Raw genomic sequence first — 25,196 nt, forward strand, 5'->3', positions numbered from 1 at the left:
ACCACGTCCACCGGCCCCCGGACGGCGAAGCGGCCGCGCACCGGCCCCAGCCACGGATCACGGCAGCCGCGATGCCCACGCCCACCACCCCGCGCCTGGCCTGACGGGGTGAGGCAGGGGGCCGAGCCGGGGCCGGGCGAGGGCGCCGCCCGGCTTTGGGGCGGACGGCGCGGCGCGGGAGTCCGCCCGGTCAGCGGTCGATCTGCTTGCGGCCGACGCGGCGGAGCCGGCGGCGCTGGGAGGAGTCGAGCGTCAGATAGGCGACGGCCGGCACTCCAACGATGACCAAGAGGGCCGCCCAGAAGGGCAGCAGCCACAGCAGGATCACTCCCACCGCGACGCCGCCGACCGCGACCTTCGCCTGTGTGGACATCCTTCACGCCCCTTCCGCGGCATACGCCGCGCTCTGTGTACTCCATTGAACGCCGTTTTCGCGCCGCAGGTTCCAGGAACGGGCATGCCGTCCTGTACTCTCGGGCGCTCCAGGCGCCAGTAGTCAAACTTGAGGAGTTCGGGAACCAGTGACACCCCCCGCCGCGGTCACGCCCGCTCAGCTCTCCGCCCTGTCCCGCTGTGCAGCGGTGTTCCTGCCGTCGGATCCGCCGCGAGCGGGGCGGGTCGCCTTCTGGCGCCCCGATGGCGAGCCCGTGGGGGCGGCGCGCGCCGCGGACGGCGCGGCGGGCGGGAAAGACGGGAACGACGCGACGGACGGGGAGGACGAGGCGACGGAGCGGCTGGATGTCGTCCTGCCGGACGAGGACGGCGGCGTTTCCCTGTGCGAGGTGCCCGCCCTGGTCCTGACGGTGGCCGAGGCGGTTCCGGTGCTCACCCGCGCGCGGGCCGCACGGGGCGCCCATCCGGCTGCCGCCTTCTGGGGAGCCGCGTCCGTACTGGCGCTGCAGCTCGCAGCCCGCGGCCGGCTGCTGCCCGGGGTGAGTCCCGACGGGTATGACGCCTGGCGGCTGGGTCCGCTCGACCCGGAGGACATCGAGCGGCTGCGCGATCTCGCGGCAGCGATGCCGCCGTACGCACACGCCGTCCCGCTAGCGGATTCCGACCCGTTGGCGCTGCCGGACCCCGAGCGGCAGCTGCGAGCCTTCCTCGACGCGGTGGCGGACGGGCTGCCGCGCTCCCCCGGCGCGGCGCTGGTCACCGGAGCGCCGGCCTTCGCGGTGTCCGCTCCACAGCACATCCCCGAACAGCGCGCCTGGGCCGCCGACGTCGCCGCGGGGCATGACGCGGGCGTACGGATCTCGCTGCGGGTGGAAGTGCACGGCGCGCAGGCGGCGCGGCTCCGTGACCGGGACGGGCTCATGAGCGTCGACGGGCGGGACGACGGGCAACCGGCCGCGGCCGGTGCGTCCGGGACGCCGCCGGCGGTGCGGAGCGGGGGAACGGGTCCGCGCGATGCGGGCGGCGACGTCGGCGCGGACCCCGCAGCTGACCGCATCACCTTCTCCGCCGTTCTCCAGCTGCACAGCCTCACCGACCCGATGCTGGTCGCGGATGCCGCCGAGGTATGGGCGGGGACGTCACCCGCCGGGCAGGCCCTCGGGTCGCGGGCGCGGATGGACACACTGCTGACGTTGCGCCGTGCGGCGGATGTCTGGGCGCCGCTCACCCCGTTGTTGTCCGCCGCGGTGCCCGGGGCGCTGGATCTCGCCGAGGAAGAAGTCGCCGAACTGCTCGGTCCGGCCGGCCGTGCGCTGGCCGCCGCCGGGGTGCAGGTGCACTGGCCGAAGGAGCTGGCGCGCAAGCTGACCAGCCGGGCCGTGGTGGGGCCGCCCGGCGCGCGCGACGGTGACGGGTGGGAAGGACCGGAGTCGGGGCTGCCTTCGCTGTTGTCGGCGGATGCCCTGCTCTCCTTCAGCTGGCGGTTTGCGGTGGGCGGCCAGGAGGTCGACCGGCACGAGCTGGACCGGCTCGCCGAGGCGGGACGGCCGTTGGTGCGGCTGCACGACCAGTGGGTGCTGATCGACCCGGAAGCGGTGCGGGCCGCCCGGGACCGGCCGGACCGTAAGATCACGCCGCTCGATGCGCTCGGCGCCGCACTCACCGGAACCGCCGAGGCCGCGGACGGCGGCCGGGTGGCGGTGGAGGCCACCGGATGGCCGGCCCGGCTGCGCGACCGGCTCGCCGACCCGGAGGGCGGCGACGCCACAGCCGTCCGGCAGCCGGCGGCGCTCACCGCGACGCTGCGCGACTATCAGTTGCGCGGACTCGGCTGGCTGCACCGGATGACGTCGCTGGGGCTGGGCGGCTGTCTCGCCGACGACATGGGCCTGGGGAAGACGATCACGCTCATCTCCCTGCATCTGCACCGGCAGAGCGTCCCCGGGGCGGCCGGCCCCACGCTTGTCGTCTGCCCCACCTCGCTCATGGGCAACTGGCAGCGGGAGATCGAGAAGTTCGCGCCGGGCACGCCGGTGCGCCGCTTCCACGCCGGGCGGCGCAGCCTGGCGGATCTGGCGGACGGCGCGTTCGTGCTCACCACCTACGGAACGATGCGGCTCGACGCCGGGAAGCTGGCGGAGGTGGGCTGGGGGCTGGTCGTCGCCGACGAGGCACAGCACATCAAGAACCCCTTCTCCGCGACCGCCAAGGCTCTGCGGACCCTGCCCGGCAAGGCCCGGGTGGCTCTGACCGGCACCCCGGTGGAGAACAACCTGTCGGAGCTGTGGGCGATCCTGGACTGGACGACGCCCGGACTGCTGGGGCCGCTGGGCCGCTTCCGTACGCGCTATGCGCAGGCCATCGAGGGCGGCGCGGCGGCGTCCCCGGAGGCAGGTGCGGCGGCCGAGCGGCTGGCCCGGCTGGTGCGGCCGTTCCTGTTGCGCCGCCGTAAGTCCGATCCGGGGATCGCGCCGGAGCTGCCGCCCAAGACGGAGACCGACCGTGCGGTGGCACTGACCAGGGAACAGGCCGGGCTCTACGAGGCCGTGGTGCGCGAGGGGCTCGACGAGATCGCCGGGACGGACGGGTTCGCCCGCCGTGGGCTGGTGGTCAAACTGCTCACCTCGCTCAAGCAGATCTGCAACCACCCCGCGCAGTACCTGAAGGAAAGCGGTCCGGCGGACGACGGCCGGGCGTCGGGAGCGGTGCGGATCGCGGGGCGTTCGGGGAAGGTCGAGCTGCTGGACGAGCTGCTGGACACCCTCCTGGCCGAGGGCTCCAGCGTGCTGGTGTTCACGCAGTATGTGCAGATGGCGCGGCTGTTGGAGAGCCATCTGGCGGCGCGCGGGGTGCCCACGCAGTTCTTGCACGGCGGCACGCCGGTGGCCCGCCGCGAGGAGATGGTGCAGCGGTTCCAGGACGGCGCGGCGCCGGTGTTCCTGCTGTCGTTGAAGGCTGCCGGTACCGGTTTGAACCTCACCCGGGCGTCGCATGTCGTGCACTTCGACCGCTGGTGGAATCCGGCCGTCGAGGCGCAGGCCACCGACCGCGCGTACCGCATCGGGCAGACCCAGCCGGTGCAGGTCCACCGGTTCATCACGGAGGGCACGATCGAGGACCGGATCGCCGAAATGCTCTCCCGTAAGCAGCAGTTGGCCGATGCGGTGCTGGGGTCCGGCGAGGCCGCGCTGACTGAACTCACCGACGCCGAGCTGGCGGACCTGGTCGCACTGCGGGGGAGTGAGCGATGACGATGCCCGGAGAGGGAGAAGCGATGCACCTGGGCCGGGAGAGGTCGGGCGAGGGGGACGCGGCGGCCGCTGAGCGGACGTTCGGTGCCTTGCCTGCGGCGCGCGGGCGGGCCTTTGCGCGGAGTTGGTGGGGGCAGGCGTGGCTCAAGGCGCTGGAGGACACCGCGCTGGACGGCGAGCAGCTGAGGCTGGGCCGGCGGCATGCGCGGGCCGGTGCGGTCGGCGCGGTGTCGGTGCGCCCCGGCCGGATCACCGCGGTCGTCCAGGACAGCGACCGTACGCGGCACCGGTCCGATGTGCTGCTGCAGCAGTTGAGCGACGCGGACTGGGACCACTTTCTCGACATGGTCGCGGACCGGGCCGGGCATATCGCGGCGCTGCTGGACCGTGACATGCCGCCGGTACTCGTCGAGGACGCGTCCGCCGCCGGGATCGAACTGTTGCCGGGCATCGGCGACTTGGAGTCCGAGTGCAGCTGCGACGCGTGGGACCACTGCGCACATTCGGCCGCGCTGTGCTACCAGTTGGCGCGGCTGCTCGACCAGGACCCGTTCGTTCTCTTGTTGTTGCGTGGCCGGGGCGAGCGGGAGCTGCTCGATGAGCTGCAGGTACGCAGCGCGGCGCGGGCGGAGGGGCCGACGCACGAGGACGCGGCGGCGGAGCGGCCCGGTCCGGGAGTGCCGGCGGCCGAGGCGTATGCGGCGCGCGACATTCTGCCGCCGCTGCCCCCGGCGCCGCCGCCGGTCGCCACACCGGGCACCCCACCGATACTCGGTGGCGGGGCCCCGCCCGCGCCCGGGGTGGACGTGGCCGCGCTGGAGTTCCTGGCCCGGGACGCGGCGGCGCGCGCCCAGCGGTTGCTGGCGGACGCACTCGCCGCCGGCCACCCGGACAGCCCGCCGCCGCCCGTGCTGACGCCCGCCCAGGATGCGGTGCGGCTGGCGGCGGCCGTCCCCGGGGAGGCCATATCGGCGCGGCTGGCGGCCGGTTCGGGGCGCGATGCGCGGGCGCTGGCGCCGGCCGTACGGGCCTGGGAGCTGGGCGGACCGGCCGGGCTCGCGGTCCTGGAGGAGGACTGGACACCGGAGCCGGAGGCGCTGGCGCGGGCAACCGGCCGGCTGGCGGCCGCCTGGGAGGACGGCGAGACCCGGCCGCGGCTGTGTGCCACCCGCAATCGCTGGACGGTGGTCGGCGGCGAGGCCCAGTTGCGCTACGGGCGGGACGGCCGCTGGTGGCCGTATCGCAGGGAAGGCGGACAGTGGGTGCCCGCGGGTCCGGCCGCGGACGATCCGGCGGGCGCGTTGGCGGGGTTGTCGGCGGAGGGGTTGCCGGCGGAGGGGTGAGGGGGATGCAAGCGGGGGTGTGGCGGGTCAGCTCCCGCCCCCGGCCGCCGCCCGGTGTGCGGCGGCCCGTCGTACGAAGAGCTCGTACAGATCGCGGGCGGCCTTGGGGACCGAGCCGGAGCGGCGGCGCTGGATCACCATCAGGACGTCGGTGCGGTCGTCCGCCAGCGGGCGGCAGGTGATGGTGCCGCTGCGTTCCAGCGGGTCGCCGAGGATGCTGAAGTCGGGCAGGACCGTGGCGCCCAAGCCCTCGGCGACCATCAGCTTGCCCATTTCGGCGCCGTCGGTGGAGTAGGAGAAGGAGGGCGTGCGGCCCTTGAGGAGCCGGTGGACGAAGCGGTGCATGACATAGCCGGACCGCATCACGATCAGCGGCTGGGCGAGCAGCTCGGTCACCGACACCTCGCTCAGCTCGGCCAGCGGGCTGTCCGGCCGGAGGCACACCACGGGCCGGCCGCGCAGGAGTTCGGTGGTGTGGACGTCCGGCGGGAGGTCGTCGCCGCGCAGGTAGTTGACGAGTCCCAGGTCGAGGCTGCCTTCCAGCAGCGCGCGGTGGATCTCGGCCTGCTGGGCGCCGATCACCTCGACCTGGGTCAGCGGATGCCCGGCCCGGAACTCACGGATGGCCGGTACCAGCAGCGGAACCGTGGCGGCGTTGACCGTGCCCAGTCGCACCATCCGGCTGATGTGGTGCTGGTCGTCCGCGGCCCGGCGCAGTTTGTCGACCGCATCGAGCACCCCGACGATATGCGGCAGCAGCTCCCGGCCGTCGTCACTGATCTTCGCTCCGGAGCGCTTGCGGTCAAGGATGTCCACACCGAGTTCGCGTTCCAGATTGCGGACGGTTTCACTCAATGCGGGCTGGGACAGATGGAGTTCCTCGGCGGCTCTGCGCAGCGAGCCGAGGCGGGTGACCGCCGCTATGTATTCGAGTTGCTCGATCCGCACGGAATACGCACCCCGGTGATCCGATGCCGATGGTGAACCTCAGTGGATTCACTCGCCTTTGAAGCCTTCTCCTGGGGTTCTTCCCCCCGGTTCAAGGGGGACCCTATCACCACCTCACGTACGCCGTATCGACGCTTCGCACCCTGGCCGCTAAACTCGGCGGGGAGGCGGCCACATTGACCGGAAAAGGCCGCAAGGGCCGTCGCCCATTGGCCGGCGCGGCGCAATTGTTGCGAGGAGGTGACGCGTTCATGAACGGGCAACAGAAGCAGCTCACCCAACGGCGTCACGTCGATCTCGCACGGATCTCCAGCTCGCTCTGTCGCGGTGTCGCCCGCGAGCGCTGACGGCTGAGAGCCCTTCCGCACCAGTCGTGGATTCCTTTGCCGCAAGGGCATTCCGCGGCGATCTCTGTATCGCCGTCCGGGTCGCTCCCCTTTCGTCGGCTGCCTCGCGCCTTTCCGTACGAACTTTGCGCGCCTAATTCGACGCGCCTTCTTGCACGCGGCTTTCCTCACCACCGGGAGATCCTGATGTCCGACCTGCCCGCCCCCGGCCCCGCACGCTTCGCCTATTGGGTGCCCAATGTCAGTGGCGGCCTGGTGACCAGCACCATCGAACAGCGCACTGATTGGGGCTACGACTACAACCGCAAGCTGGCGGTACTGGCCGAGAACAACGGTTTTGAGTATGCGCTGAGCCAGGTCCGCTATATGGCCAGCTACGGCGCCGAATTCCAGCACGAGTCCACGAGTTTCAGCCTCGCGCTGCTGCTCGCCACCGAACGGCTCAAGGTGATCGCGGCGGTGCATCCGGGGCTGTGGCACCCGGGTGTGCTGGCGAAGCTCGGCGCCACCGCCGATCAGCTCTCCGGCGGACGGTTCGCGGTGAACGTGGTCAGCGGCTGGTTCAAGGGCGAGTTCAGCGCCCTCGGGGAACCGTGGCTGGAGCACGACGAGCGCTACCGGCGGGCCGAGGAGTTCATCCAGGCGCTGCGCACCATCTGGACCGAGGACCATGCCGAACTGGCCGGGGATTTCTACCGGATCCGGGACTTCTCGCTCAAGCCGAAGCCGCTCAACACCACCGAGCGCCCCCATCCGGAGATCTTCCAGGGCGGCAACTCCACCGCGGCGCGGGCGATGGCCGGCCGGGTCTCCGACTGGTACTTCAGCAACGGCAAGGACTTCGACGGCGTCACCGAGCAGCTCGCGGACGTCCGGGCGTCGGCCGCGGCAGCGGGCCGGCCGGCCCCCCGCTTCGGGCTGAACGGCTTTCTGATCGCGCGGGACACCGAGGCCGAGGCCCGGGAGGTGCTGCGGGAGATCATCGCCAAGGCGGACACCGAGGCGGTGCACGGCTTCGGCGCGGCGGTCAAGCAGGCCGGACAGTCCACGGCCGATGGCACCGGCATGTGGCAGGACTCCGCCTTCGAGGACCTGATCCAGTACAACGACGGCTTCCGTACGGGCCTGATCGGCACACCGGAGCAGATCGCCGAACGGATCGTGGCGTACAAGCGGCTGGGCGTGGATCTGTTCCTGCTCGGATTCCTCCACTACCTGGAGGAGGTCGAGTACTTCGGCGAGCGGGTGCTGCCGCTCGTGCGCGAGCTGGAGGCACAGGAAGAGGGGCCGCAGGCGGCGGACCTGGGACCGGTCGCCGCAACGGCTGGACCGGACGCCACACCGCCGCCAGAAGCGGACGCCTCGGACGGGGACACACCGTCGCGGGAAGCGGACGCCGCGCCCCCGTCGGGCCCGGTTCCGGCCGCCGTCCGGCCCTGAGCGCGCCCTTCCCCCCTCTCACCACACCATCCAGGGAGACTTCCTATGAGCACCGTCGCACCGTCCGACTGGGCCGCCCGGCCCGCACCCGAGGGCCCGCAGGGCTGGATCGAGCGCGCGGCGGAGGTTGCCGCCGTCCTCGCCACCGACGCCGTCGCCCGTGACCGTGCGGGCGCCACCCCGTACGCCGAGGTCCAGCTGCTCAAGGACTCCGGTCTGGTCACGCTCCTCGGACCCACCGCGCACGGGGGCGCCGGCCAGGACTGGCCGACCGCGTACCGGGTGATCCGGGAGGTCGCCAAGGCGGACGGGTCCATCGGCCAGCTGCTCGGCTACCACTATCTGTGGAACTGGGCCGCGCGGCTGGTCGGCACCCGCGAACAGTGGGAGCACGTGGAGGCCGAGGCCGCGAGGCACCAGTGGTTCTTCGGCGGCGCGGTCAACCCGCGCGACAAGGACGTGGTGGTACGGGACGAGGGCGAGACCCTGGCCTTCACCGGCCAGAAGTCGTTCTCCACCGGGAGCAAGGTCTCCGATGTCACCGTGCTGGAAGGGGTCCTGGAAGGCACCGACGACCATGTCTTCGCCATCGTGCCGTCCGACAGCGCCGGGCTGGCGTTCCACGACGACTGGGACAACATCGGGCAGCGGCTCACCGAGAGCGGCGGCGTCACCCTGGACGGGGTGCGGGTGCCGTGGTCAGCGGCCGCCGGGTACGTCGACAAGGCGTTCGTGCCACGGGTCTACAACACCCTCAACGTACCGACCATCCAGCTGGTCTTCGCCCACTTCTACCTCGGTATCGCCGCGGGCGCCCTGGAGACGGCCGCGGCCTACACCCGCGCCAAGGCGCGCGCCTGGCTGCACGGCGGCCAGGAGCGGGCGGCCGACGAGCCGTACGTCATCGACATCTACGGCGATCTGACGGGCAAGCTCTGGGCCGCCGAGGCGCTGGCCGACCGGGTGTCCGAGGAGGGGCAGCGGCTGCACGGGGACCCGGACGCGGTGACCGCGCAGGACCGCGGCGAGTTCGAGGTCCGGGTCGCCGCGGTCAAGGCCCGCGCCACGGAGGTGGCGCTGGAGGTCACCCAGCGGATCTTCGAGGTGACCGGGGCCCGGTCCACCGCCTCCGCCGAGGGCCTGGACCGCTTCTGGCGCAATGTCCGCACGCACACCCTGCACGATCCGGTGGCCTACAAGCGCCGTGAGGTCGGCCGGTTCGTGCTCGACGGCGAACTCCCCGAGCCGACTTGGTACTCCTGACCGGCTCCGCCCCCCACGCCCGGCCCGTCGCCGCACCGACGGGTTCCGGGCGCCCCCTCCCCCACGGGGCGCCCCCTCCCCCACGCTCCGCACTCCCCCTCCCGCACTTCGAGGTGATCGTCTCCATGGCCACCGTTCTCTCCGTCTCCGGCAGTCCCTCCGCGACCTCGCGTACCGCCCGTCTGTTGCGTCATCTGGACGACCGGCTCGCCGACGAGGGGCACCACGTCATTCCGCTGGACGTCCGCGAACTGCCCGCCGAGGCGCTGCTGGGGGCCGATTTCGGCCATCCGGCGATCGTCGAGGCCACCGAACTCTTCGCCCGGGCCGACGGCATCGTCATCGGCACCCCCGTCTACAAGGCCGCCTACTCCGGCCTCCTCAAGTCACTGCTGGATCTGCTGCCGCAGTACGCGCTGACGGGCAAGACCGTGCTGCCGCTGGCGACCGGAGGCAGCACCGCCCACGTCCTGGCGATCGACTACGCGCTGCGGCCGGTGCTCTCGTCCATGGGAGCCGCGCACATCGTCCAGGGCTGGTTCGTTCTCGACCGGCACCTGGCCGTACGGGACGACGGCGCGCTGAGCGTCGATCCCGGCGCGCAGGAAGGGCTCGATCAGGTCCTGGCCCAGTTCTCCGGGGCGCTCGGACGCAGCCCGCTGCTGTCCGTCGCGAGCTGACCCACCGCTCCCAAGTCCCCCACGTCCCCGCCCTTTCGACACTCCCCCTGGAGGCAGCACCGTGACCGCTCCCGCGCGGCCCGCCACCGCTCATGTGATCACCGATGACGCCGAGGCCCTGGCCGTCGCGGCGGAATTGGCCGAGGTGTTCCGGGCCGGTGCCGCGGAGCGGGACGCCGTTCGCCGACTGCCGCACACCGAGCTGGCGCGGCTGTCGGCGAGCGGGCTGCTGGCCATCACCGTGCCGCGGTCCCATGGGGGTGCGCAGGTACGGACCGAGACGCTGGCCGAGGTGGTGCGGCTGCTGGCGACCGGGGACGCCAGTCTGTCCCAGATCCCGCAGAGCCACTTCGTGTACATCAATGTGCTGCGCCGGCAGGGAACCGCTGAGCAGCAGGCGTTCTTCTTCGACGAGGTGCTGGCCGGACGGCGGCTGGGCAATGCGCAGTCGGAGGCGGGGACCCGGCATGTGCAGGACATCCGCACCCGGCTGGTCTCCGCGGCGGACGGTTCGTATGTGCTGAGCGGGGTGAAGCACTATGCGACCGGTGCGCTGTTCGCCGACTGGATCCCGGTGCTGGCGCGCGGGCGGGACGATGCGCTCTATGTGGCGTATGTGCCCAAGGAGGCGCCGGGGGTACGGGTCGTCGACGACTGGGGCGGCATGGGGCAGCGGACCACGGCCAGTGGCACGGTGCATCTGGAGGAGGTGACGGTGCCGGCCGACCGGGTCGTACCGCATCACCTCACCTTCCGGGGTCCCCAACTGCACGGCGCGGTCGCCCAGTTGCTGCACGCGGCGATCGACGCCGGGATCGCCTCCGGCGCGCTGGCCGAGGCCGCCGCGTTCGTCCGCACCAAGAGCCGGCCGTGGTTCGAGAGCGGTCTCGACAGCGCGGCCGAGGATCCCCTGCTGATCCAGCGGTTCGGGGAACTGGCGGTACGGGTGCGGGCCGCCGAATCACTGCTGGCCACGGCGGCGCGCACGGTGGATGCCGCGGCGCAGGCACTCACCGACGACTCCGCGGCGGAGGCGTCGATCGCGGTGGCCGCGGCGAAGGTGGTGGCCGCGGAGGCCGCGGTGGAGACCGGCAGCGCACTGTTCGAGGTGGCCGGGACCCGGGCCGCCCTGGACGGGCTGAACCTGCACCGGCACTGGCGGGACGCGCGCACCCACACCCTGCACGACCCGGTCCGCTGGAAGGTGCAGCACATCGGCCGCTATCTCCTCAACGGCACCCGGCCGCCACGGCACGGTCTGCTCTGACGACCGGACCCGACCCGCCCCCCACCCGTCTTCCCCATCGGAGCCCGCATGTCCTCCCTCACCTTCCACTGGTTCCTGCCCACCTACGGCGACAGCCGTCATGTCGTCGGCGGTGGCCACGGCCTGCCCGCCGGGGCCGCCGGCGGGGAGCGGCCCGCCACCCTCGGCTATCTGACGCAGATCGCCCGCGCCGCCGAGGACCTGGGCTTCGAAGGGGCGCTCACCCCCACCGGGGCCTGGTGCGAGGACGCCTGGCTCACCACGGCCATGCTGGCCCGCGAGACCGAACGGCTGAAGTTCCTGGTGGCGTTCCGGCCGGGGATCATCGCACCGACCCTGGCCGCCCAGATGGCCGCCACCTTCCAGCGGCACTCCGGTGGACGGCTGCTGCTGAATGTCGTCACCGGTGGCGAGAGTCATGAGCAGCGCGCCTACGGGGACTTCCTGGACAAGGATGCCCGTTATGCCCGGACCGGCGAATTCCTGGACATCGTCCGGGAGTTGTGGGACGGGAAGACGGTGGATCACACCGGGGAACAGCTGCGGGTGGCGGGCGCCCGGCTGGCCCGGGTGCCCGATCCGGTGCCTCCGGTGTACTTCGGCGGGTCGTCCCCGGCCGCCGGAGAGGTGGCCGCGCGCGCCGCCGACGTCTATCTGACCTGGGGCGAGCCGCCGGCCGAGGTCGAGCGGAAGATCGCCTGGATCCGGGAGCTGGCCGGCCGCGCCGGGCGCCGGGTACGGTTCGGCATCCGGCTGCATGTGATCACCCGGGACACGGCGGAGGCGGCATGGGCCGAGGCGCAGCGGCTGCTGGACGGCTTCGGCCCGGAGGCGATCCGTACCGTGCAGGAGGGGCTGGCCCGCAGCGAGTCGGAGGGGCAGCGCCGGATGCTGGCGCTGCACGGCGGCCGCACCGACGGGCTGGAGATCGCGCCGAATCTGTGGGCCGGTATCGGGCTCGTACGGGGCGGGGCGGGTACCGCGCTGGTGGGCAGCCATGCGGAGGTGGCGGAGCGGATCGTGGAGTATCAGCGGCTGGGCATCGAGGAGTTCATCCTCTCCGGGCACCCTCATGTCGAGGAGGCGTACTGGTTCGGGGAGGGGGTGCTGCCGGTGCTGCGGGACGCCGGGCTGTGGCGGCATCCGGCCGCACGGACCGAGGGTTCCACGGCCGCCGCGCAGATCCCGTTCGCCGCCGGGGTGGGCCGCTGACCCCTGGGCCGGGCGGCTCGCCACGGCGCCCCTGGCCCAATCCGCCCCATCCGGCTGCGCCGCGCCGCCGCACATGATTCGCTGAGCTGATCCCCCACCGCCAGGCACCTCGCCCGCAGCAGGAGGACCAGTGACCGGCACCTCGCCGCACGCGCCGCACCACACGTCGTACCGACAGCCGCCACGGACCGCCGACGGGACGGACAGCGCACCGCACCCATCCGGCCACCACCGGCACCCCCCGTACTACGAGGACCGCTCGCCGGGACGCGGGGCCCTGCCGCCCCGCGCCTGGTACGCGAGATCGGATGCCGCCCGCCTCTCGCTGCACGGCCGCTGGCGGTTCCGGCTCTCGCCGAGCGCCACCGCCGAGGACGACTCGTTCGCCCGCCCGGACTTCGACGATGCGCAGTGGCAGGAGCTTCGGGTGCCCGGCCACTGGGCGCTCCAGGGACGCTTCGCCTCCGAAGGCTCCTACGAGGGCAATGGCACCGCGCGGCCGAGCGGGGCGCCCGCGTACACCAACACCGCCTACCCCTTCCCGGTCGATCCGCCGCGGGTGCCGGACGAGAACCCGACGGGCGATCACCGGCAGGTCTTCGATCTGCCCGAGGGGTGGGGCGAAGGGCCCGCGGTGCTGCACTTCGCCGGGGTGGAGTCCTGTGCCCGGGTCTGGCTCAACGGCCAGGAGCTGGGCCACTTCAAGGGCAGCAGGCTGCCGCACGAATTCGAGGTCGGGCCGCTGCTGCGGCCGCGCGGCAATGTGCTGGCGGTACGCGTCCACCAGTGGTCGTCGGGCAGCTATCTGGAGGACCAGGACCAGTGGTGGCTGCCCGGCATCTTCCGGGACGTCTCGCTCCACCGCCGTCCCGAGGGTTCGGTCGCCGACCACTTCGTGCACGCCGGGTTCGATCACGTCACGGGTCACGGCACCCTGCGGGTGGAGTGCGAGCCGGCCGGCCGGGTGACCGTCCCGGCGCTCGGCCTCGATCTGGCGACCGGGGAGAGCGCGACGGTGCCGGTGCGTCCCTGGACGGCCGAACAGCCGCACCTGTACGACGGGGGGCTGGTCACCTCCGGTGAGCGGATCCCGCTGCGGATCGGGTTCCGTACGGTCCGCGTCGAGGGCGGGCTGCTGAAGGTCAACGGCCGCCGGATCCTGCTGCGCGGCGTCAACCGCCATGAGTTCCATCCGCGCTCCGGACGCGCCGTCGGCCCCGAGACGATGCGCCGCGATCTGCTGCTGATGAAGCAGCACAACATCAATGCGGTGCGCACCAGCCACTATCCGCCGCACCCCGCCTTCCTCGATCTGTGTGACGAGTTGGGCCTGTGGGTCGTCGAGGAGTGCGATCTCGAAACGCACGGGTTCGGCGGGCAGGGCTGGCGGGACAATCCGGTTGATGAGCCGCGCTGGGAGCCGGCGCTGCTCGACCGGGCCCGGCGGATGGTCGAGCGGGACAAGAACCACCCCGCCGTCGTGTTGTGGTCGCTGGGAAATGAGTGCGGTACGGGGAGCGGGCTGTCCGCCATGGCCGCCTGGATGCGCGAGCGCGACCCGTCCCGGCCGCTCCATTACGAGGGCGACCCCAGCTGCGCCGACACCGACGTCTACTCCCGGATGTACGCCGACCACGCCGAGGTGGAGCGCATCGGACAGCGCACCGAGGCGCCGCTGCCGGACCCGGAGCTCGACGCCCGGCGACGTCAACTCCCCTTCCTCCTGTGCGAGTACGCGCATGCCATGGGAAACGGTCCGGGCGGGCTGAGTGAGTACCAGCGGCTGTTCGAGCGCTATGAGCGCTGCCAGGGCGGTTTCGTCTGGGAGTGGATCGACCACGGGCTGCGGCAGCAGACACCCGCCGGCGAGATGTTCCACGCCTATGGCGGCGACTTCGGCGAGGAGCTGCACGACGGGAACTTCGTCTGCGACGGGCTGGTCCTGCCCGACCGGGTGCCCTCCCCGGGCCTGCTGGAGTTCAAGAAGGTCATCGAGCCGGTGCGGATCGAGGCGGAGACCGACGACGACGGCACGGCGAACGCGGTCCGGATCACCAATCTGTACGACTTCGCCGACCTCGGCCACCTCGACTTCCGCTGGAGCTACGAGCTGGACGGTGAGCTGCGCGGCCACGGCCGGCTGGCGGCGCCCCGCCCGGCGCCCGGCGAGTCGGTCGCGGTGACGCTGCCGACACCGCCGGTCGAGCCGGGCGACGAGGGGGAGGCGTTCTGGACGGTCCGGGCCGTGCTGGACGAGGACAGCGCCTGGGCGCGCGCGGGCCACGAGGTCGCCTGGGGCCAGCTGCCGGCCGCCCCGCGGCGCGCCGTCGCTCCCCCGGCGCCCACCGCGGCACCGCGCCGCGGTGAGGGCAATGTGATCGTCCTCGGGCCGGGGACCTTCGACGCCGCCACGGGGGCACTGGCCTATCTGGACGGCGTCCGGATCGGCGGTCCCCGGCTGGATGTCTGGCGGGCGCCGACCGACAACGACGAGGCCGCGCCCTGGCAGCCGGGACCGCGGCCGGCCACCGAGTGGCGGCGGATCGGCCTGCACCGGATGCGGCACCGCGTCGATGCCGTCGAGACCGGCCCGGACGCCTTGGTGGTGCGGTCCCGGGTCGCCCCGGCCGGCGCACCGCTGGCGCTGCGGACGGTCTACCGCTGGACGGCACAACGAGACCTGCTGCGGCTGGAGTTGCGCGTCGACCCCGAGGGCGACTGGCCGGTTCCGCTGCCGCGGCTGGGGGTGCGGATGCAGCTGTGCGGCAGCCTGGGCCTGGCGGAGTGGTTCGGCGGCGGGCCGGGCGAGGGCTATCCGGACACCCGGGCGGCCGCACGGGTGGGCCGCTGGTCGATGCCGGTGGACGCGCTGCAGACGCCGTATGTGCGGCCGCAGGAGAACGGTGCGCGGCCCGGTGTGCGCTGGGCACAGCTGACCCGGTCGGACGGCTCGGGTCTGCGGATCGAGGGCGACCCGGACTTCTTCCTCACCGCCCGCCGGTGGTCGACCGAGGAACTGGCCGCGGCCCGCCACACCACGGATCTGCGGCCCGGTGAGAGCCTGTGGCTCCATCTCGACCATGCGCAGCACGGCATCGGCAGCCAGTCGTGCGGGCCGGGGGTGCTGCCGCAGCACCGGTTGGCGCCGGCGCCGGCGCGGTTCTCGTTCGTGTTCTCGTCACTGCACTGAATCCACGCCGACGTGCGCAGGCCGCCATGCCGTGACGGCCGGTGCACGGTGCCGTACGCCGTGGCCCCGCGCACCACTGCGACCAGGGGCTTTGTCACCGGCGGGCGTTACGATCCGGGGTGAGGCGTGCGCACCCACGCATCCCGCAGCACCGAGAGGCCTTGCACCATGGTCAGCACGATCCCGCCGCTCGCCGACGCCCTCGCCGCGGGGCCGGTCGTCCTCGACGGCGGGCTGTCCAACCAGTTGGAGGCCGCCGGGCACGACCTCAGCGACGCGCTGTGGTCGGCCCGGCTGCTGGCCGAGGAGCCGGAGGCGGTGGTGCAGGCGCATCTGGCGTACTACGGGGCCGGGGCGCAGGTCGCGATCACCTCCAGCTATCAGGCGACGTTCGAGGGGTTCGCGCGGCGCGGTATCGGCGAGGAGCGGGCCGCGGCGCTGCTCGCCCGGAGTGTGGAGCTGGCCCGCGAGGCGGCCGGGCGGGCGCAGGCCGACGGGGTTGCCGGGCCGCTGTATGTGGCCGCTTCGGCGGGCCCGTACGGGGCGATGCTGGCGGACGGCTCGGAGTACCGCGGCCGCTACGGCCTGACGGTGGACGAGCTGGAGCGTTTCCACCGGCCGCGCCTGGAGGTGCTGGCCGCGGCGCGTCCCGATGTGCTGGCGCTGGAGACGGTGCCGGATGCCGAGGAGGCCCGCGCACTCCTGCGGGCGGTGCGCGGGCTGGGGGTACCGGCCTATCTGTCGTACAGCGTCGCGGGTGACCGCACCCGGGCCGGGCAGCCGCTGACGGAGGCGTTCGCGCTGGCCGCCGACGCCGACGAGGTGATCGCGGTGGGGGTGAACTGCTGCGCGCCGGACGATGCGGACCGGGCGGTGCGGCTGGCGGCCCGGGTCACCGGCAAGCCGGTGGTGGTCTACCCCAACAGCGGGGAGAGCTGGGACGCCGGGGCGCGGGCCTGGTGCGGCGACCCGGCGTTCCGCGCGGACCGGGTCGCCGCCTGGGCCGCGGACGGCGCCCGGCTCATCGGAGGCTGCTGCCGGGTGGGCCCGGACGCCATTGCCGAGCTGGCGGCCGGGCTCGGCCGCTGAAGGGGCGGCGCGGGAGCGGGAACGGCGGCCGGTTGCGACGGGTACGACGGCCGCCACCGGCCCGGATGCGGGCCGAAGGCGTTACACAGACGCAACCGACGCGGCGGCGACAGAGCCCCGGCCCGATGGCAGGATGCAGCCACATCGCAGCACGCATGGCTTGGTTGATGTTCATCCTGCCCCTGGAGGGCCTGTGTCCGCTCGCTCCGCGTTGCCTGTCATAGCCGTTTTCGCGGCCGTCACCGTTCTGGCGGGGTGCAGCAGCACCAAGTCCGACGGGAAGAAGGGCGGCGGTCTGGAACTGGTCTCTTCCGGGACCTTGAAGACCTGCACCCACCTTCCGTACGCGCCGTTCCAGGTGAAGAAGGACGGCAAGGTCGTCGGGTTCGATGTGGATCTCGTGGACCTGGTCGCCAAGGACCTGGGCGTGAAGCAGGAGATCGTCAATACGCCCTTCGAAGGCATCGAGACCGGCCAGGACTTCACCATCCGCAAATGCGATCTGGCCGCCGCCGGCATGACGATCACGTCCGCGCGGGACAAGGTCATGGACTTCTCCGACCCTTATTTCAATGCCACGCAGGCACTGCTGACGAAGAAGGGCAAGCCCTTCAAGAAGGTCGAGGACCTCAAGGGCAAGAAGCTCGGCTACCAGAAGGCCACCACCGGCGGGATCTACGCCAAGAAGCACGGCAAGGGCGTCGAGCTGGTGGAGTTCGAGGATCTGGGGCTGCTGCTGACCGCCGTGAAGTCCGGCCAGGTCGATGCCGGCATCAATGACAACGGTGTGCTCTTCGACTATGTGAAGCAGAATCCGGACACCGAGGTCACCGCGGAATTCAATACCGGTGAGCATTACGGCATCGGTGTGCGCACCGGGAACGACGCGCTGCGGAAGAAGATCAACGCGGTCATCAAGAAGGCGAAATCCGACGGGAGTTACGACCGGATCTACAAGAAGTGGTTCGGCACCACCCCGCAGAGCTGAGGCCGGCCGTCATGTCTTTGTCCAAACGACAGCGCGCCCGGGTGATCCGCGGTGTGCAGTACGGCGTCCTGGTCGTCGCCGTGGTGGTCTTCGCACTGATCGCCGACTGGCATCAGCTGCGGATGGCGTTCTTCGACGTGGAGGTCGCGAAGGCGCTGTTCCCGGAGATCATCACCACGGCGCTGGTCAACACGGTCCTCTACACCCTGCTCGGCTTCGGTTTCGGGCTGGCGCTCGGGCTGGTGCTCGCACTGATGCGGCTCTCGTCGGTGCCGCCCTACCGCTGGATCGCGGTCACCTATATCGAGTTCTTCCGCGGAATCCCCTGTCTGCTGGTGTTCATCGCGCTCGGCTTCGGTGTGCCGCTGGCCTTCGAGGTCGCGCTCGATATGAACATCACGGTGATGCTGTCGCTCGGGCTGGTGGGCGCGGCGTATATGGCGGAGACCATCCGGGCCGGCATTCAGGCGGTCCCCAAGGGACAGACGGAGGCGGCGCGTTCTTTGGGGATGTCGCACGGGCGGGCGATGCTCTCGATCGTCATTCCGCAGGCGTTCCGTATCGTGCTGCCGCCGCTGACCAATGAATTGATCCTGCTGACCAAGGATTCGTCGCTGGTGTATCTGCTGGGGCTCTCCCTCACCCAGTTCGAGCTGGCCAACTTCGGCCGGGATGCGCTCAATGAGCACAAGAGCCTGACCCCGATCCTGATCGCCGGACTGCTCTATCTCGTGATCACCCTCCCGCTCGGCCAGCTGGTCCGTCGGCTGGAGGCCCGTACGGCGAAGGCCAGGTGAGCGGCGTGACGACCGACCAGGCGGCACCGGAGACGGCAGACGCGAAGGCCATCGATGTACAGGGCCTGCGCAAGGCGTTCGGGGAGCTGGAGGTGCTGCGCGGGATCGACTTCTCGGTGGCGCGCGGCGAGGTGGTGTGTGTCATCGGGCCCTCGGGGTCCGGGAAGTCGACCCTGTTGCGCTGTGTGAATCTGCTGGAGGAGCCGAGCGCGGGCCGGGTCATGGTGGCCGGTACCGACGTGACCGACCCCGACGTGGACATCGACCGGGTCCGGCGGCGGATCGGGATGGTCTTCCAGGCCTTCAACCTCTTTCCGCATCTGACCGCGCTGGAGAATCTGACGATCGCCCAGCGGCGGGTGCTGCGCCGCGACCGCGGCGAGGCGGAGCGGATCGCCCGCGCCAACCTCGAACGGGTCGGGCTGAGTGACAAGGCGGCGGCCTATCCGGCGCAGTTGTCGGGCGGGCAGCAGCAGCGGGTGGCCATCGCCCGTGCGCTGTCCATGGACCCGGAGCTGATGCTCTTCGACGAGCCGACCTCGGCGCTGGACCCGGAGCTGGTCGGCGATGTGCTGGCGGTGATGCGTGCGCTGGCGCAGGAGGGCATGACGATGCTCGTCGTCACCCATGAGATGAGCTTTGCGCGGGAGGTCGCCGACCGGGTGGTGTTCATGGACGGCGGGGTGATCGTCGAGGAGGGCACTCCGGAGCAGGTGGTGGGCGCCCCGCAGCACGAGCGGACCAGGACCTTTCTGGCGCGGGTGCTGGATCCGGCGGCCGCCGAGGTCGGCGAGGTCACGGACACCGGCGCGGCGGGCAAGCGCGTCGATCGCTGATCGGCCGCCGTTCACCTGCCGTTGGGGCAGTGCCGGAACGCTGGGAAAGCTGTGTTCCGTCACTGTCCTGGAGGTTCGATGTCCCTACGTCAGCTGCGCCGTCCGCTCGGGGTGGCGCTGCCGGCCGCGGTGCTGGCCGCGGCCGTGGTGCTGGGTGCCACCACGGCCCAGGCCGGTCCGCCGCCGGCCGCCGTCACCGGGTCCGCCCGGCTGCCGGCGATCCCGCTGGGCGCGTTCAGCAATGCGCTGCTGCCGGGCAGTGTCGGCGATGACCGCGGGGTGAAGCTGGGCGGCATCGGCAGCGACCTCTTCCCGGCCGGGCGGGCCGGCGAGTTCTGGACGGTCACCGACCGCGGGCCCAACGGCCAGATCAAGGTGGCGGGCGACAAGCGGCGGACATTCCCGGTGCCGGGCTTCGACCCGGCCCTGGTGAAGATCAGGGTGCGGGGCGACCGGATCACCGTGCTGGAGTCGCGAGCGATCACCACCCGTGCCGGAAAGGCGGTCACCGGGCTGCCCGACCAGCGCGGCCGGGACGAGGCGCCCTACACCTACGACGCCGGGCAGCCGCTGCCCTTCGACCCCGACGGCCTGGACACCGAGGGCGTGGTGCGGGCGGCCGACGGCAGTTTCTGGCTGGCCGACGAGTACGGCCCTTCCCTGGTTCATGTGTCGGCGTCCGGGCGGGTGCTGGCCCGTCATGTCCCCAAGGGGCTGCGGCTGACCGGTACCGGCTATCCGGTCGTCGAGTCGCTGCCAGGACTGCTGCTGAAGCGCAAGACCAACCGCGGTTTCGAGGGTCTGGCGCTGCTGCCGGACGGCGATCTGGTGGCCGCCGTGCAGAGCCCGCTGTCCCACCCCGACACCGCGGCCGGCGAGGCTTCCCGTACCGCCCGGCTGCTGCGCTTCTCGCCCGCCAGGGGCGCGGTGACCGCCGAGTACGCATACCGCTTCGATCCGGTCGGCGAGGTCGACCCCGGCGAGGACGACACCTCCGAGCTGAAGATCTCCTCGGTGGTGGCGGTGGGCCGCGACCGGCTGCTGGTGGAGGAGCGCACCGACAGGGCAGCCCGGCTGCAGCGGGTCGAGCTGGACGGGGGAACGGACCTTCTCGGCTCACGCTGGGACGACCCGGCGACCGCTCCGTCGCTGGAGCAGGCCGGCGGCCGTGCGCCGGTGCTGCCCAAGCGGCTGGTCGTCGATCTGCGCAAGGTCGAGGGCGTGCCGCAGAAGATCGAAGGCATCGCGGTCAGCGGACGGCGCACCCTCACGCTCATCAACGACAACGACTTCGGGATGACGGACGGCCCCGGTGCGTTCGACGCGCAGGGCCGTCTCGTGGACAGCGGGGTGCCGACGACGGCGGTGACCGTCCGGCTCAGGAAAGCGGCTTGGTGAGCTTCTTGGTGCCGGTGCGGTTGCCCATCAGGCTGCAGCTGACGGATTTTATGCCGAGCTTGTAGCCGTTGAGGCTGGGGTACTGGACGTAGGTGCCCTCGGCGGTCCCGGCGGGCTGCCGGGCGGCCTTGCGCTCCAGTTCGTTACGGCACAGCGACGACGCCTTGTCCTTGATGCCGGTTTCGGTCGTCAGGCCGGATTCGAGGCGGTGGACGGTGACGACCTCGGCGTCGTGCGGGCCGCTGCAGGAGGCCTCGTCGTTGTTGCCGCCGCCGCCCGCCGGCAGGTCGTAGCAGTCGCCGACCTTCAGCAGATAGAACGGGATCTTGCCGTCGGCGGGCGTCGATGTGCTGTTGTCGAAGTCGCTGCCGGTGGGCGTCTCGGTGGGGGTGGGGTCGTAGGAGGGCGTCGCGGACGCGCTCTCGGAGGGTGTGGGCCCGGCGCTCGAACCGGGATGCCGGGCACGGTTGTTGTTGTCGCTGTCGTCACTGTTGTTGATCACGATGAAGGCGATGACGGCGGCCAGTACGACCACGCCACCGCCGATGATCGCCGCGATGATCTTGCCATTGCCGCCGCCACCGGGCGGGCCGGGCGGCTGCTGCCAACCGCCGGGGCCTCCGGGGCCGACCGGGCCCGGAGGGCCGTAGCCGCCCGCGGGCGGACCGAAGCCGCCGGGAGGCTGATTGCCGCCCGCGGGCGGGCCGTAACCACCCGGGCCGTACCCGCCCTGGCCCGGACCGCCCGGACCGTAGCCACCGGCCGGCGGGCCGTAGCCGCCCGGGTTGCCGTGGGGCGGCTGATTCGGCGGGTTCGACGGCGGAGGCGGAGGAAAACTCATGGTGGAAATGATCGCTTCTTCAATCGGTTTTCAGGGACTCGGTGACCAACCTGGAACATTTCGCGTCTGAAATATCCGGCCCGTGGGCACCGTTGGCGACAGGCAGCAAGCCACCCTACGGCTCGGAGGTCCTCCGTGTTCACCGACCTGCCCCTGGACGAGCTGCACACCTACCGCCCACCCCGCCCCGAGCCGGCCGGTTTTGAGGCGTTCTGGCAGCGCACCCTCGAAGAAACCCGTGCCCACGACCTCGATGCACGCTTCACCGAGGTCGATGCGGGGCTGGCGCTGCTGTGCACCCGTGACGTGACGTTCTCCGGCTTCGACGGGCACCGTATCCGCGGCTGGTTCCTCTTCCCGCGCGCGGCCGACGGGCCACTGCCGTGCATCGTGCAGTACCTCGGCTACGGCGGCGGCCGGCTGCTGCCGCACGACTGGCTGCTGTGGCCGTCCGCGGGGTACGCCACGCTCGTCATGGACACCCGTGGGCAGAGCGGCCCCAACCGGCCCGGTGACACCCCCGATCCGGTCGGATCCGGCAATCCGGGCGTGCCCGGCAAGATGACCCAGGGACTGCTCGATCCCGATGACTACTACTACCGGCGGCTGTTCAGCGACGCGGTACGGGCCGTGGAGGCGGCACGGGGACACCCGGCGGTGGACGCCGGCCGGATCGTGGTCGCCGGCCGCAGCCAGGGTGGCGCCGCCGCCCTGGCGACGGCCGGGCTGGTCCCCGGTCTGGCGGGCGCGTTGATCGATGTGCCGTTCCTGACCCATGTGCGCCGCGCCGTCGAGATCACGGACGTCGGGCCCTACGGCGAGCTCACCCGCTACTTCGCGGGTGCGCGCGGCCAGATCGACACCGCACTGCACACCCTGGACCACTTCGACGGCCTGAACTTCGCGGCCCGCGCCACCGCCCCGGCACTCTTCGGCACGGCGCTGCGCGACGACGTGGTACCGCCCTCCACCGGCTTCGCCGCCTTCCACCACTATGCGGGCGAGAAGGAGCTGAAGGTATGGCGGTTCAACGCCCATGAGGGGGGCGGTGGCGAGCAGCGGGCCGCCGAAGTCGGCTTTGTGCGCAAGCTGTTCGGCTGAGCGGCCCGGCGCGCAGGGGCGGAACCTCTCAGACGGCCCCCAGCAGGTGCTCCAGCGCCAGCTGGTCCAGATGCTCGAAGGCCATCCCGCGGGCGGCCGCCGCCTCGATGTCGAAGGTCTCGTAGGCGGTGCCGTCGGCGAGCAGCCCGGCCAGGCCGTCCTCGGCGGTGGGCCGGCCCAACTGGTCCAGGCGCGCCGCGTGCAGCGCGTCCTGGACGGCCGGGTCGGCCCGGAAGGCCGCGGCGCGCTCCTTGAGGATCAGATAGTTGCGCATACAGCCGGCCGCCGAGGTCCAGACGCCCGCCAGATCCTCGGTGCGCGGCGGCTTGAAGTCGAAGTGCCGCGGCCCGTCGTATCCGGCCGTCTCCAGCAGATCGACCAGCCAGAAGGCGGAACGCAGATCGCCCGCGCCGAACCGCAGGTCCTGGTCGTACTTGATCCCGCTCTGGCCGTTGAGGTCGATATGGAGGAGCTTGTCCGCCCACAGCGCCTGCGCGATGCCGTGCGGGACGTTCAGCCCGGCCATCTGCTCGTGCCCCACTTCGGGGTTGACGCCGTAGAGCTCGGGGCGCTCCAGCCGCTCGATGAAGGCGAGGGCGTGGCCGACGGTGGGCAGAAGGATGTCGCCGCGCGGCTCGTTGGGCTTGGGTTCGATGGCGAACCGCAGGTCGTAGCCCTGCTCGACGACGTACTGGCCGAGGAGGTCGAACGCCTCCTTCATCCGGTCCAGGGCGGCCCGTACGTCCTTGGCCGCGCCGGATTCCGCGCCTTCCCGTCCGCCCCAGGCCACATAGGTGTGGGCGCCCAGCTCGACGGCGAGATCGATGTTGCGGAGCGTCTTGCGCAGCGCATAGCGGCGGATGCCGCGGTCGTTGGCGGTGAAGGCGCCGTCCTTGAAAACGGGGTGGGTGAAGAGGTTGGTGGTGGCCATCGGGACGACCAGGCCGGTGGCGTCCAGCGCCTGCCGGAAGCGTTTGACGGCCGTCTCGCGCTCGATGTCCCCGGCGCCGAACGGGATCAGATCGTCGTCGTGGAAGGTGACGCCGTACGCGCCGAGGTCCGCGAGGCGATGCACCGATTCGACGGGGTCCAGGGCGCGGCGGGTGGCGTCCCCGAAGGGGTCGCGGCCCTGCCAGCCGACGGTCCACAGTCCGAAACTGAACTTGTCCTCGGGCACGGGCTGGTGGCTCATCGTGACTCCCTCGGTCATTTCGTCAAGGCGCTTTACAAATTGCGCCGCGGCCAAACTAATATGCGGCAGCACACCGGGGAACCCCCTGGACAGAGACCATGGAGTACGGCCGCCGAGGGAGAGAGTGCACGATGGGCGCACAGTCAGCGGGACCGCTGGTCGTCGGGGTGGACAGTTCGACGCAGTCCACCAAGGCGCTGGTCGTGGATGCGGCGACCGGTGCGGTCATCGCCCGGGGCCAGGCGCCGCACACGGTCAGCGGCGGCGAGGGCAAGGAGAGCGACCCCGCGCAGTGGTGGCGGGCGCTGGGCGAGGCGCTGGCGCAGTGCGGTGCGGCGGCCCGGCAGGCCTCGGCGCTGTCCGTCGGCGGGCAGCAGCACGGGCTGGTCACCCTGGACGCGGCCGGTGAGCCGGTGCGCCCCGCCATGCTGTGGAACGACGTCCGGCCGGCGCCCCAGAGCGAGCGGCTGATCGCGGAGCTGGGCGGCGCGCAGGCCTGGGCACAGCGGGTGGGGAGCGTGCCGGGGCCGGCGTTCACGGTGGCCAAGTGGGCCTGGCTGCGGGAGAACGAGCCGGCCGCGGCAGCCGCCACCGCCGCGGTGCGGCTGCCGCACGACTACCTCACCCAGCGTCTGACCGGCGAGTCCGTCACCGATCGCGGCGATGCGTCCGGAACGGGCTGGTGGGCGTCGTCCACCGAGTCCTACGACCCGGAGATCCTGGAGCATGTCGGGCTCGCCCCCGAGGCGCTGCCGCGGGTGGCGCTCCCGGGGGAGGCCGCCGGGACGGTGCACGCCGACGATCTGCCGCTGCCCCACGGCGCGTTGGTGGCCGCCGGGACGGGGGACAACATGGCGGCCGCACTCGGGCTGGGCCTGCGTCCCGGGCAGCCGGTGCTGAGCCTGGGCACCTCGGGGACGGTCTATGCGGTCTCCACCCGCCGGCCCGCCGATCCGACCGGCACCGTGGCGGGCTTCGCCGATGCCCGCGGCGGCTGGCTGCCGCTGGCCTGCACCCTGAACTGCACGCTCGCCGTGGACCGGGTGGCGGCGCTGCTGGGACGCGACCGGGAGGCCGTGGAGGAGGGCGGCGAGGTGGTGATGCTGCCGTTCCTCGACGGTGAGCGCACCCCCAATCTGCCGGGGGCCTCGGGCCTGGTCCACGGGCTGCGGCACGACACCACGGCCGGTCAGCTGCTCCAGGCCGCCTACGACGGCGCGGTGTTCACCCTGCTGCAGGCCCTGGACCGGGTGCTGGACGCGGACGCCGCGCCCGATACGCCGCTACTGCTGATCGGCGGCGGCGCGAAGGGCCGGGCCTGGCGGGAGACCGTACGCCGGCTGTCGGGCCGCCCGGTGGTGGTGCCCGAGGCGCAGGAGCTGGTGGCGCTCGGTGCGGCGGCGCAGGCGGCGGGGCTGCTGCTGGAGGAGGACCCGGCGGCGGTGGCCCGTCGTTGGGGGACGGCGCGCGGCGCCGAGTACGGGGCGCAGCCGCGGGACGGCGCCGCCTGTGACCGGCTGGCGGCGACGCTCGCCGACGGCGGGGCACTGCTGCGACGGTGACCGTGACACCGTCGCCGAACACCTGGAGGGACCACGCTCCCGCCCACACCCCGAGGAG

Annotated in this window: 20 protein-coding genes; 16 read left to right on the top strand and 4 right to left on the bottom strand. The window is 72.2% G+C overall.

The window, feature by feature from the left end; translation table 11 throughout:
* Nucleotides 1–190: 190 nt before the first annotated feature.
* The gene (locus ACGFWI_RS09365) at nucleotides 191–373 is read right to left on the bottom strand and encodes a hypothetical protein (protein ID WP_393905332.1); all 183 of its coding nucleotides are present in this window, start codon (nucleotides 371–373) and stop codon (nucleotides 191–193) included.
* 148 nt (nucleotides 374–521) lie between these two features.
* Between ACGFWI_RS09365 and ACGFWI_RS09370 the strand changes: the two genes are divergently transcribed.
* Both ACGFWI_RS09370 and ACGFWI_RS09375 read left to right on the top strand, forming a co-directional pair.
* The gene (locus tag ACGFWI_RS09370; protein ID WP_393905333.1) at nucleotides 522–3,644 is read left to right on the top strand and encodes a DEAD/DEAH box helicase; all 3,123 of its coding nucleotides are present in this window, start codon (nucleotides 522–524) and stop codon (nucleotides 3,642–3,644) included.
* Between the two features lie 2 nt (nucleotides 3,645–3,646).
* Complete coding sequence (locus tag ACGFWI_RS09375) at nucleotides 3,647–4,987, top strand: SWF or SNF family helicase (protein WP_393905470.1); 1,341 nt, start codon at nucleotides 3,647–3,649, stop codon at nucleotides 4,985–4,987.
* 27 nt (nucleotides 4,988–5,014) lie between these two features.
* On the opposite strand, the gene ACGFWI_RS09380 is transcribed toward ACGFWI_RS09375, so the two are convergent.
* Nucleotides 5,015–5,935, bottom strand: a complete 921-nt coding sequence (locus ACGFWI_RS09380; protein ID WP_393905334.1) for a LysR family transcriptional regulator — start codon at nucleotides 5,933–5,935, stop codon at nucleotides 5,015–5,017.
* Between the two features lie 251 nt (nucleotides 5,936–6,186).
* Between ACGFWI_RS09380 and ACGFWI_RS09385 the strand changes: the two genes are divergently transcribed.
* From ACGFWI_RS09385 to ACGFWI_RS09440, 12 genes are all read left to right on the top strand, one after another.
* Nucleotides 6,187–6,282, top strand: a complete 96-nt coding sequence (locus ACGFWI_RS09385) for a putative leader peptide (RefSeq protein ID WP_366414974.1) — start codon at nucleotides 6,187–6,189, stop codon at nucleotides 6,280–6,282.
* 186 nt (nucleotides 6,283–6,468) lie between these two features.
* Nucleotides 6,469–7,722 carry a dimethylsulfone monooxygenase SfnG gene (sfnG, locus tag ACGFWI_RS09390; RefSeq protein ID WP_393905335.1) on the top strand — a complete coding sequence of 418 codons (1,254 nt, stop codon included), beginning with the start codon at nucleotides 6,469–6,471 and terminating at the stop codon, nucleotides 7,720–7,722.
* Nucleotides 7,723–7,767: 45 nt separating this feature from the next.
* Nucleotides 7,768–8,985, top strand: a complete 1,218-nt coding sequence (locus tag ACGFWI_RS09395; RefSeq protein WP_393905336.1) for an acyl-CoA dehydrogenase family protein — start codon at nucleotides 7,768–7,770, stop codon at nucleotides 8,983–8,985.
* Between the two features lie 125 nt (nucleotides 8,986–9,110).
* A complete protein-coding gene (gene ssuE / locus ACGFWI_RS09400) occupies nucleotides 9,111–9,665 on the top strand; it encodes an NADPH-dependent FMN reductase (RefSeq protein WP_393905337.1) in 555 nt (184 codons plus the stop codon).
* Nucleotides 9,666–9,726: 61 nt separating this feature from the next.
* Entirely contained in the window at nucleotides 9,727–10,932 is a 1,206-nt protein-coding gene (locus ACGFWI_RS09405; protein WP_393905338.1) for an SfnB family sulfur acquisition oxidoreductase, read from the top strand.
* Between the two features lie 48 nt (nucleotides 10,933–10,980).
* Nucleotides 10,981–12,144, top strand: a complete 1,164-nt coding sequence (locus tag ACGFWI_RS09410; protein ID WP_393905339.1) for an LLM class flavin-dependent oxidoreductase — start codon at nucleotides 10,981–10,983, stop codon at nucleotides 12,142–12,144.
* A 130-nt stretch (nucleotides 12,145–12,274) separates the two neighbouring features.
* Nucleotides 12,275–15,334 (top strand): glycoside hydrolase family 2 TIM barrel-domain containing protein, encoded by a 3,060-nt coding sequence (locus ACGFWI_RS09415; RefSeq protein ID WP_393905340.1) that lies wholly within the window; start codon nucleotides 12,275–12,277, stop codon nucleotides 15,332–15,334.
* A 168-nt stretch (nucleotides 15,335–15,502) separates the two neighbouring features.
* Complete coding sequence (gene mmuM / locus ACGFWI_RS09420; protein ID WP_393905341.1) at nucleotides 15,503–16,423, top strand: homocysteine S-methyltransferase; 921 nt, start codon at nucleotides 15,503–15,505, stop codon at nucleotides 16,421–16,423.
* Nucleotides 16,424–16,616: 193 nt separating this feature from the next.
* Nucleotides 16,617–17,411: a basic amino acid ABC transporter substrate-binding protein gene (locus ACGFWI_RS09425; RefSeq protein WP_393905342.1), complete on the top strand. Its 795-nt coding sequence runs from the start codon at nucleotides 16,617–16,619 to the stop codon at nucleotides 17,409–17,411.
* An 11-nt stretch (nucleotides 17,412–17,422) separates the two neighbouring features.
* Nucleotides 17,423–18,208, top strand: a complete 786-nt coding sequence (locus ACGFWI_RS09430; RefSeq protein WP_393905343.1) for an amino acid ABC transporter permease — start codon at nucleotides 17,423–17,425, stop codon at nucleotides 18,206–18,208.
* Nucleotides 18,205–19,044 carry an amino acid ABC transporter ATP-binding protein gene (locus ACGFWI_RS09435; RefSeq protein ID WP_393905344.1) on the top strand — a complete coding sequence of 280 codons (840 nt, stop codon included), beginning with the start codon at nucleotides 18,205–18,207 and terminating at the stop codon, nucleotides 19,042–19,044. Before ACGFWI_RS09430 ends, ACGFWI_RS09435 begins: the two co-directional genes overlap by 4 nt.
* A 78-nt stretch (nucleotides 19,045–19,122) precedes the next feature.
* Nucleotides 19,123–20,442, top strand: a complete 1,320-nt coding sequence (locus ACGFWI_RS09440) for an esterase-like activity of phytase family protein (protein ID WP_393905345.1) — start codon at nucleotides 19,123–19,125, stop codon at nucleotides 20,440–20,442.
* Here the strand turns inward: ACGFWI_RS09440 and ACGFWI_RS09445 are convergent.
* Entirely contained in the window at nucleotides 20,423–21,283 is an 861-nt protein-coding gene (locus ACGFWI_RS09445; protein ID WP_393905346.1) for a hypothetical protein, read from the bottom strand. The genes ACGFWI_RS09440 and ACGFWI_RS09445 overlap by 20 nt on opposite strands.
* A gap of 135 nt (nucleotides 21,284–21,418) precedes the next feature.
* Between ACGFWI_RS09445 and ACGFWI_RS09450 the strand changes: the two genes are divergently transcribed.
* Nucleotides 21,419–22,384, top strand: a complete 966-nt coding sequence (locus ACGFWI_RS09450; protein ID WP_393905347.1) for an acetylxylan esterase — start codon at nucleotides 21,419–21,421, stop codon at nucleotides 22,382–22,384.
* 28 nt (nucleotides 22,385–22,412) lie between these two features.
* Here ACGFWI_RS09450 and xylA read toward each other — a convergent pair whose 3' ends face one another.
* Nucleotides 22,413–23,576, bottom strand: a complete 1,164-nt coding sequence (xylA, locus tag ACGFWI_RS09455; protein WP_393905348.1) for a xylose isomerase — start codon at nucleotides 23,574–23,576, stop codon at nucleotides 22,413–22,415.
* Nucleotides 23,577–23,707: 131 nt separating this feature from the next.
* Between xylA and xylB the strand changes: the two genes are divergently transcribed.
* Nucleotides 23,708–25,138 carry a xylulokinase gene (gene xylB, locus ACGFWI_RS09460; RefSeq protein ID WP_393905349.1) on the top strand — a complete coding sequence of 477 codons (1,431 nt, stop codon included), beginning with the start codon at nucleotides 23,708–23,710 and terminating at the stop codon, nucleotides 25,136–25,138.
* The last annotated feature ends 58 nt before the right edge of the window (nucleotides 25,139–25,196 follow it).

Origin of the sequence: Streptomyces sp. NPDC048434 (assembly GCF_043200375.1) — a bacterium.
In the GTDB taxonomy this organism is placed as follows: domain Bacteria; phylum Actinomycetota; class Actinomycetes; order Streptomycetales; family Streptomycetaceae; genus Streptomyces.

Excerpts from the sequence above, each read along its gene's own strand:
- ACGFWI_RS09365 (WP_393905332.1), bottom strand. The coding sequence starts at position 373 with ATGTCCACACAGGCGAAGGTCGCGGTCGGCGGCGTCGCGGTGGGAGTG.
- ACGFWI_RS09375 (WP_393905470.1), top strand. The coding sequence starts at position 3,647 with ATGCCCGGAGAGGGAGAAGCGATGCACCTGGGCCGGGAGAGGTCGGGC.
- ACGFWI_RS09385 (WP_366414974.1), top strand. The coding sequence starts at position 6,187 with ATGAACGGGCAACAGAAGCAGCTCACCCAACGGCGTCACGTCGATCTC.
- sfnG (WP_393905335.1), top strand. The coding sequence starts at position 6,469 with ATGTCCGACCTGCCCGCCCCCGGCCCCGCACGCTTCGCCTATTGGGTG.
- ACGFWI_RS09395 (WP_393905336.1), top strand. The coding sequence starts at position 7,768 with ATGAGCACCGTCGCACCGTCCGACTGGGCCGCCCGGCCCGCACCCGAG.
- ssuE (WP_393905337.1), top strand. The coding sequence starts at position 9,111 with ATGGCCACCGTTCTCTCCGTCTCCGGCAGTCCCTCCGCGACCTCGCGT.
- ACGFWI_RS09410 (WP_393905339.1), top strand. The coding sequence starts at position 10,981 with ATGTCCTCCCTCACCTTCCACTGGTTCCTGCCCACCTACGGCGACAGC.
- mmuM (WP_393905341.1), top strand. The coding sequence starts at position 15,503 with ATGGTCAGCACGATCCCGCCGCTCGCCGACGCCCTCGCCGCGGGGCCG.
- ACGFWI_RS09430 (WP_393905343.1), top strand. The coding sequence starts at position 17,423 with ATGTCTTTGTCCAAACGACAGCGCGCCCGGGTGATCCGCGGTGTGCAG.
- ACGFWI_RS09440 (WP_393905345.1), top strand. The coding sequence starts at position 19,123 with ATGTCCCTACGTCAGCTGCGCCGTCCGCTCGGGGTGGCGCTGCCGGCC.
- ACGFWI_RS09445 (WP_393905346.1), bottom strand. The coding sequence starts at position 21,283 with ATGAGTTTTCCTCCGCCTCCGCCGTCGAACCCGCCGAATCAGCCGCCC.
- xylA (WP_393905348.1), bottom strand. The coding sequence starts at position 23,576 with ATGAGCCACCAGCCCGTGCCCGAGGACAAGTTCAGTTTCGGACTGTGG.
- xylB (WP_393905349.1), top strand. The coding sequence starts at position 23,708 with ATGGGCGCACAGTCAGCGGGACCGCTGGTCGTCGGGGTGGACAGTTCG.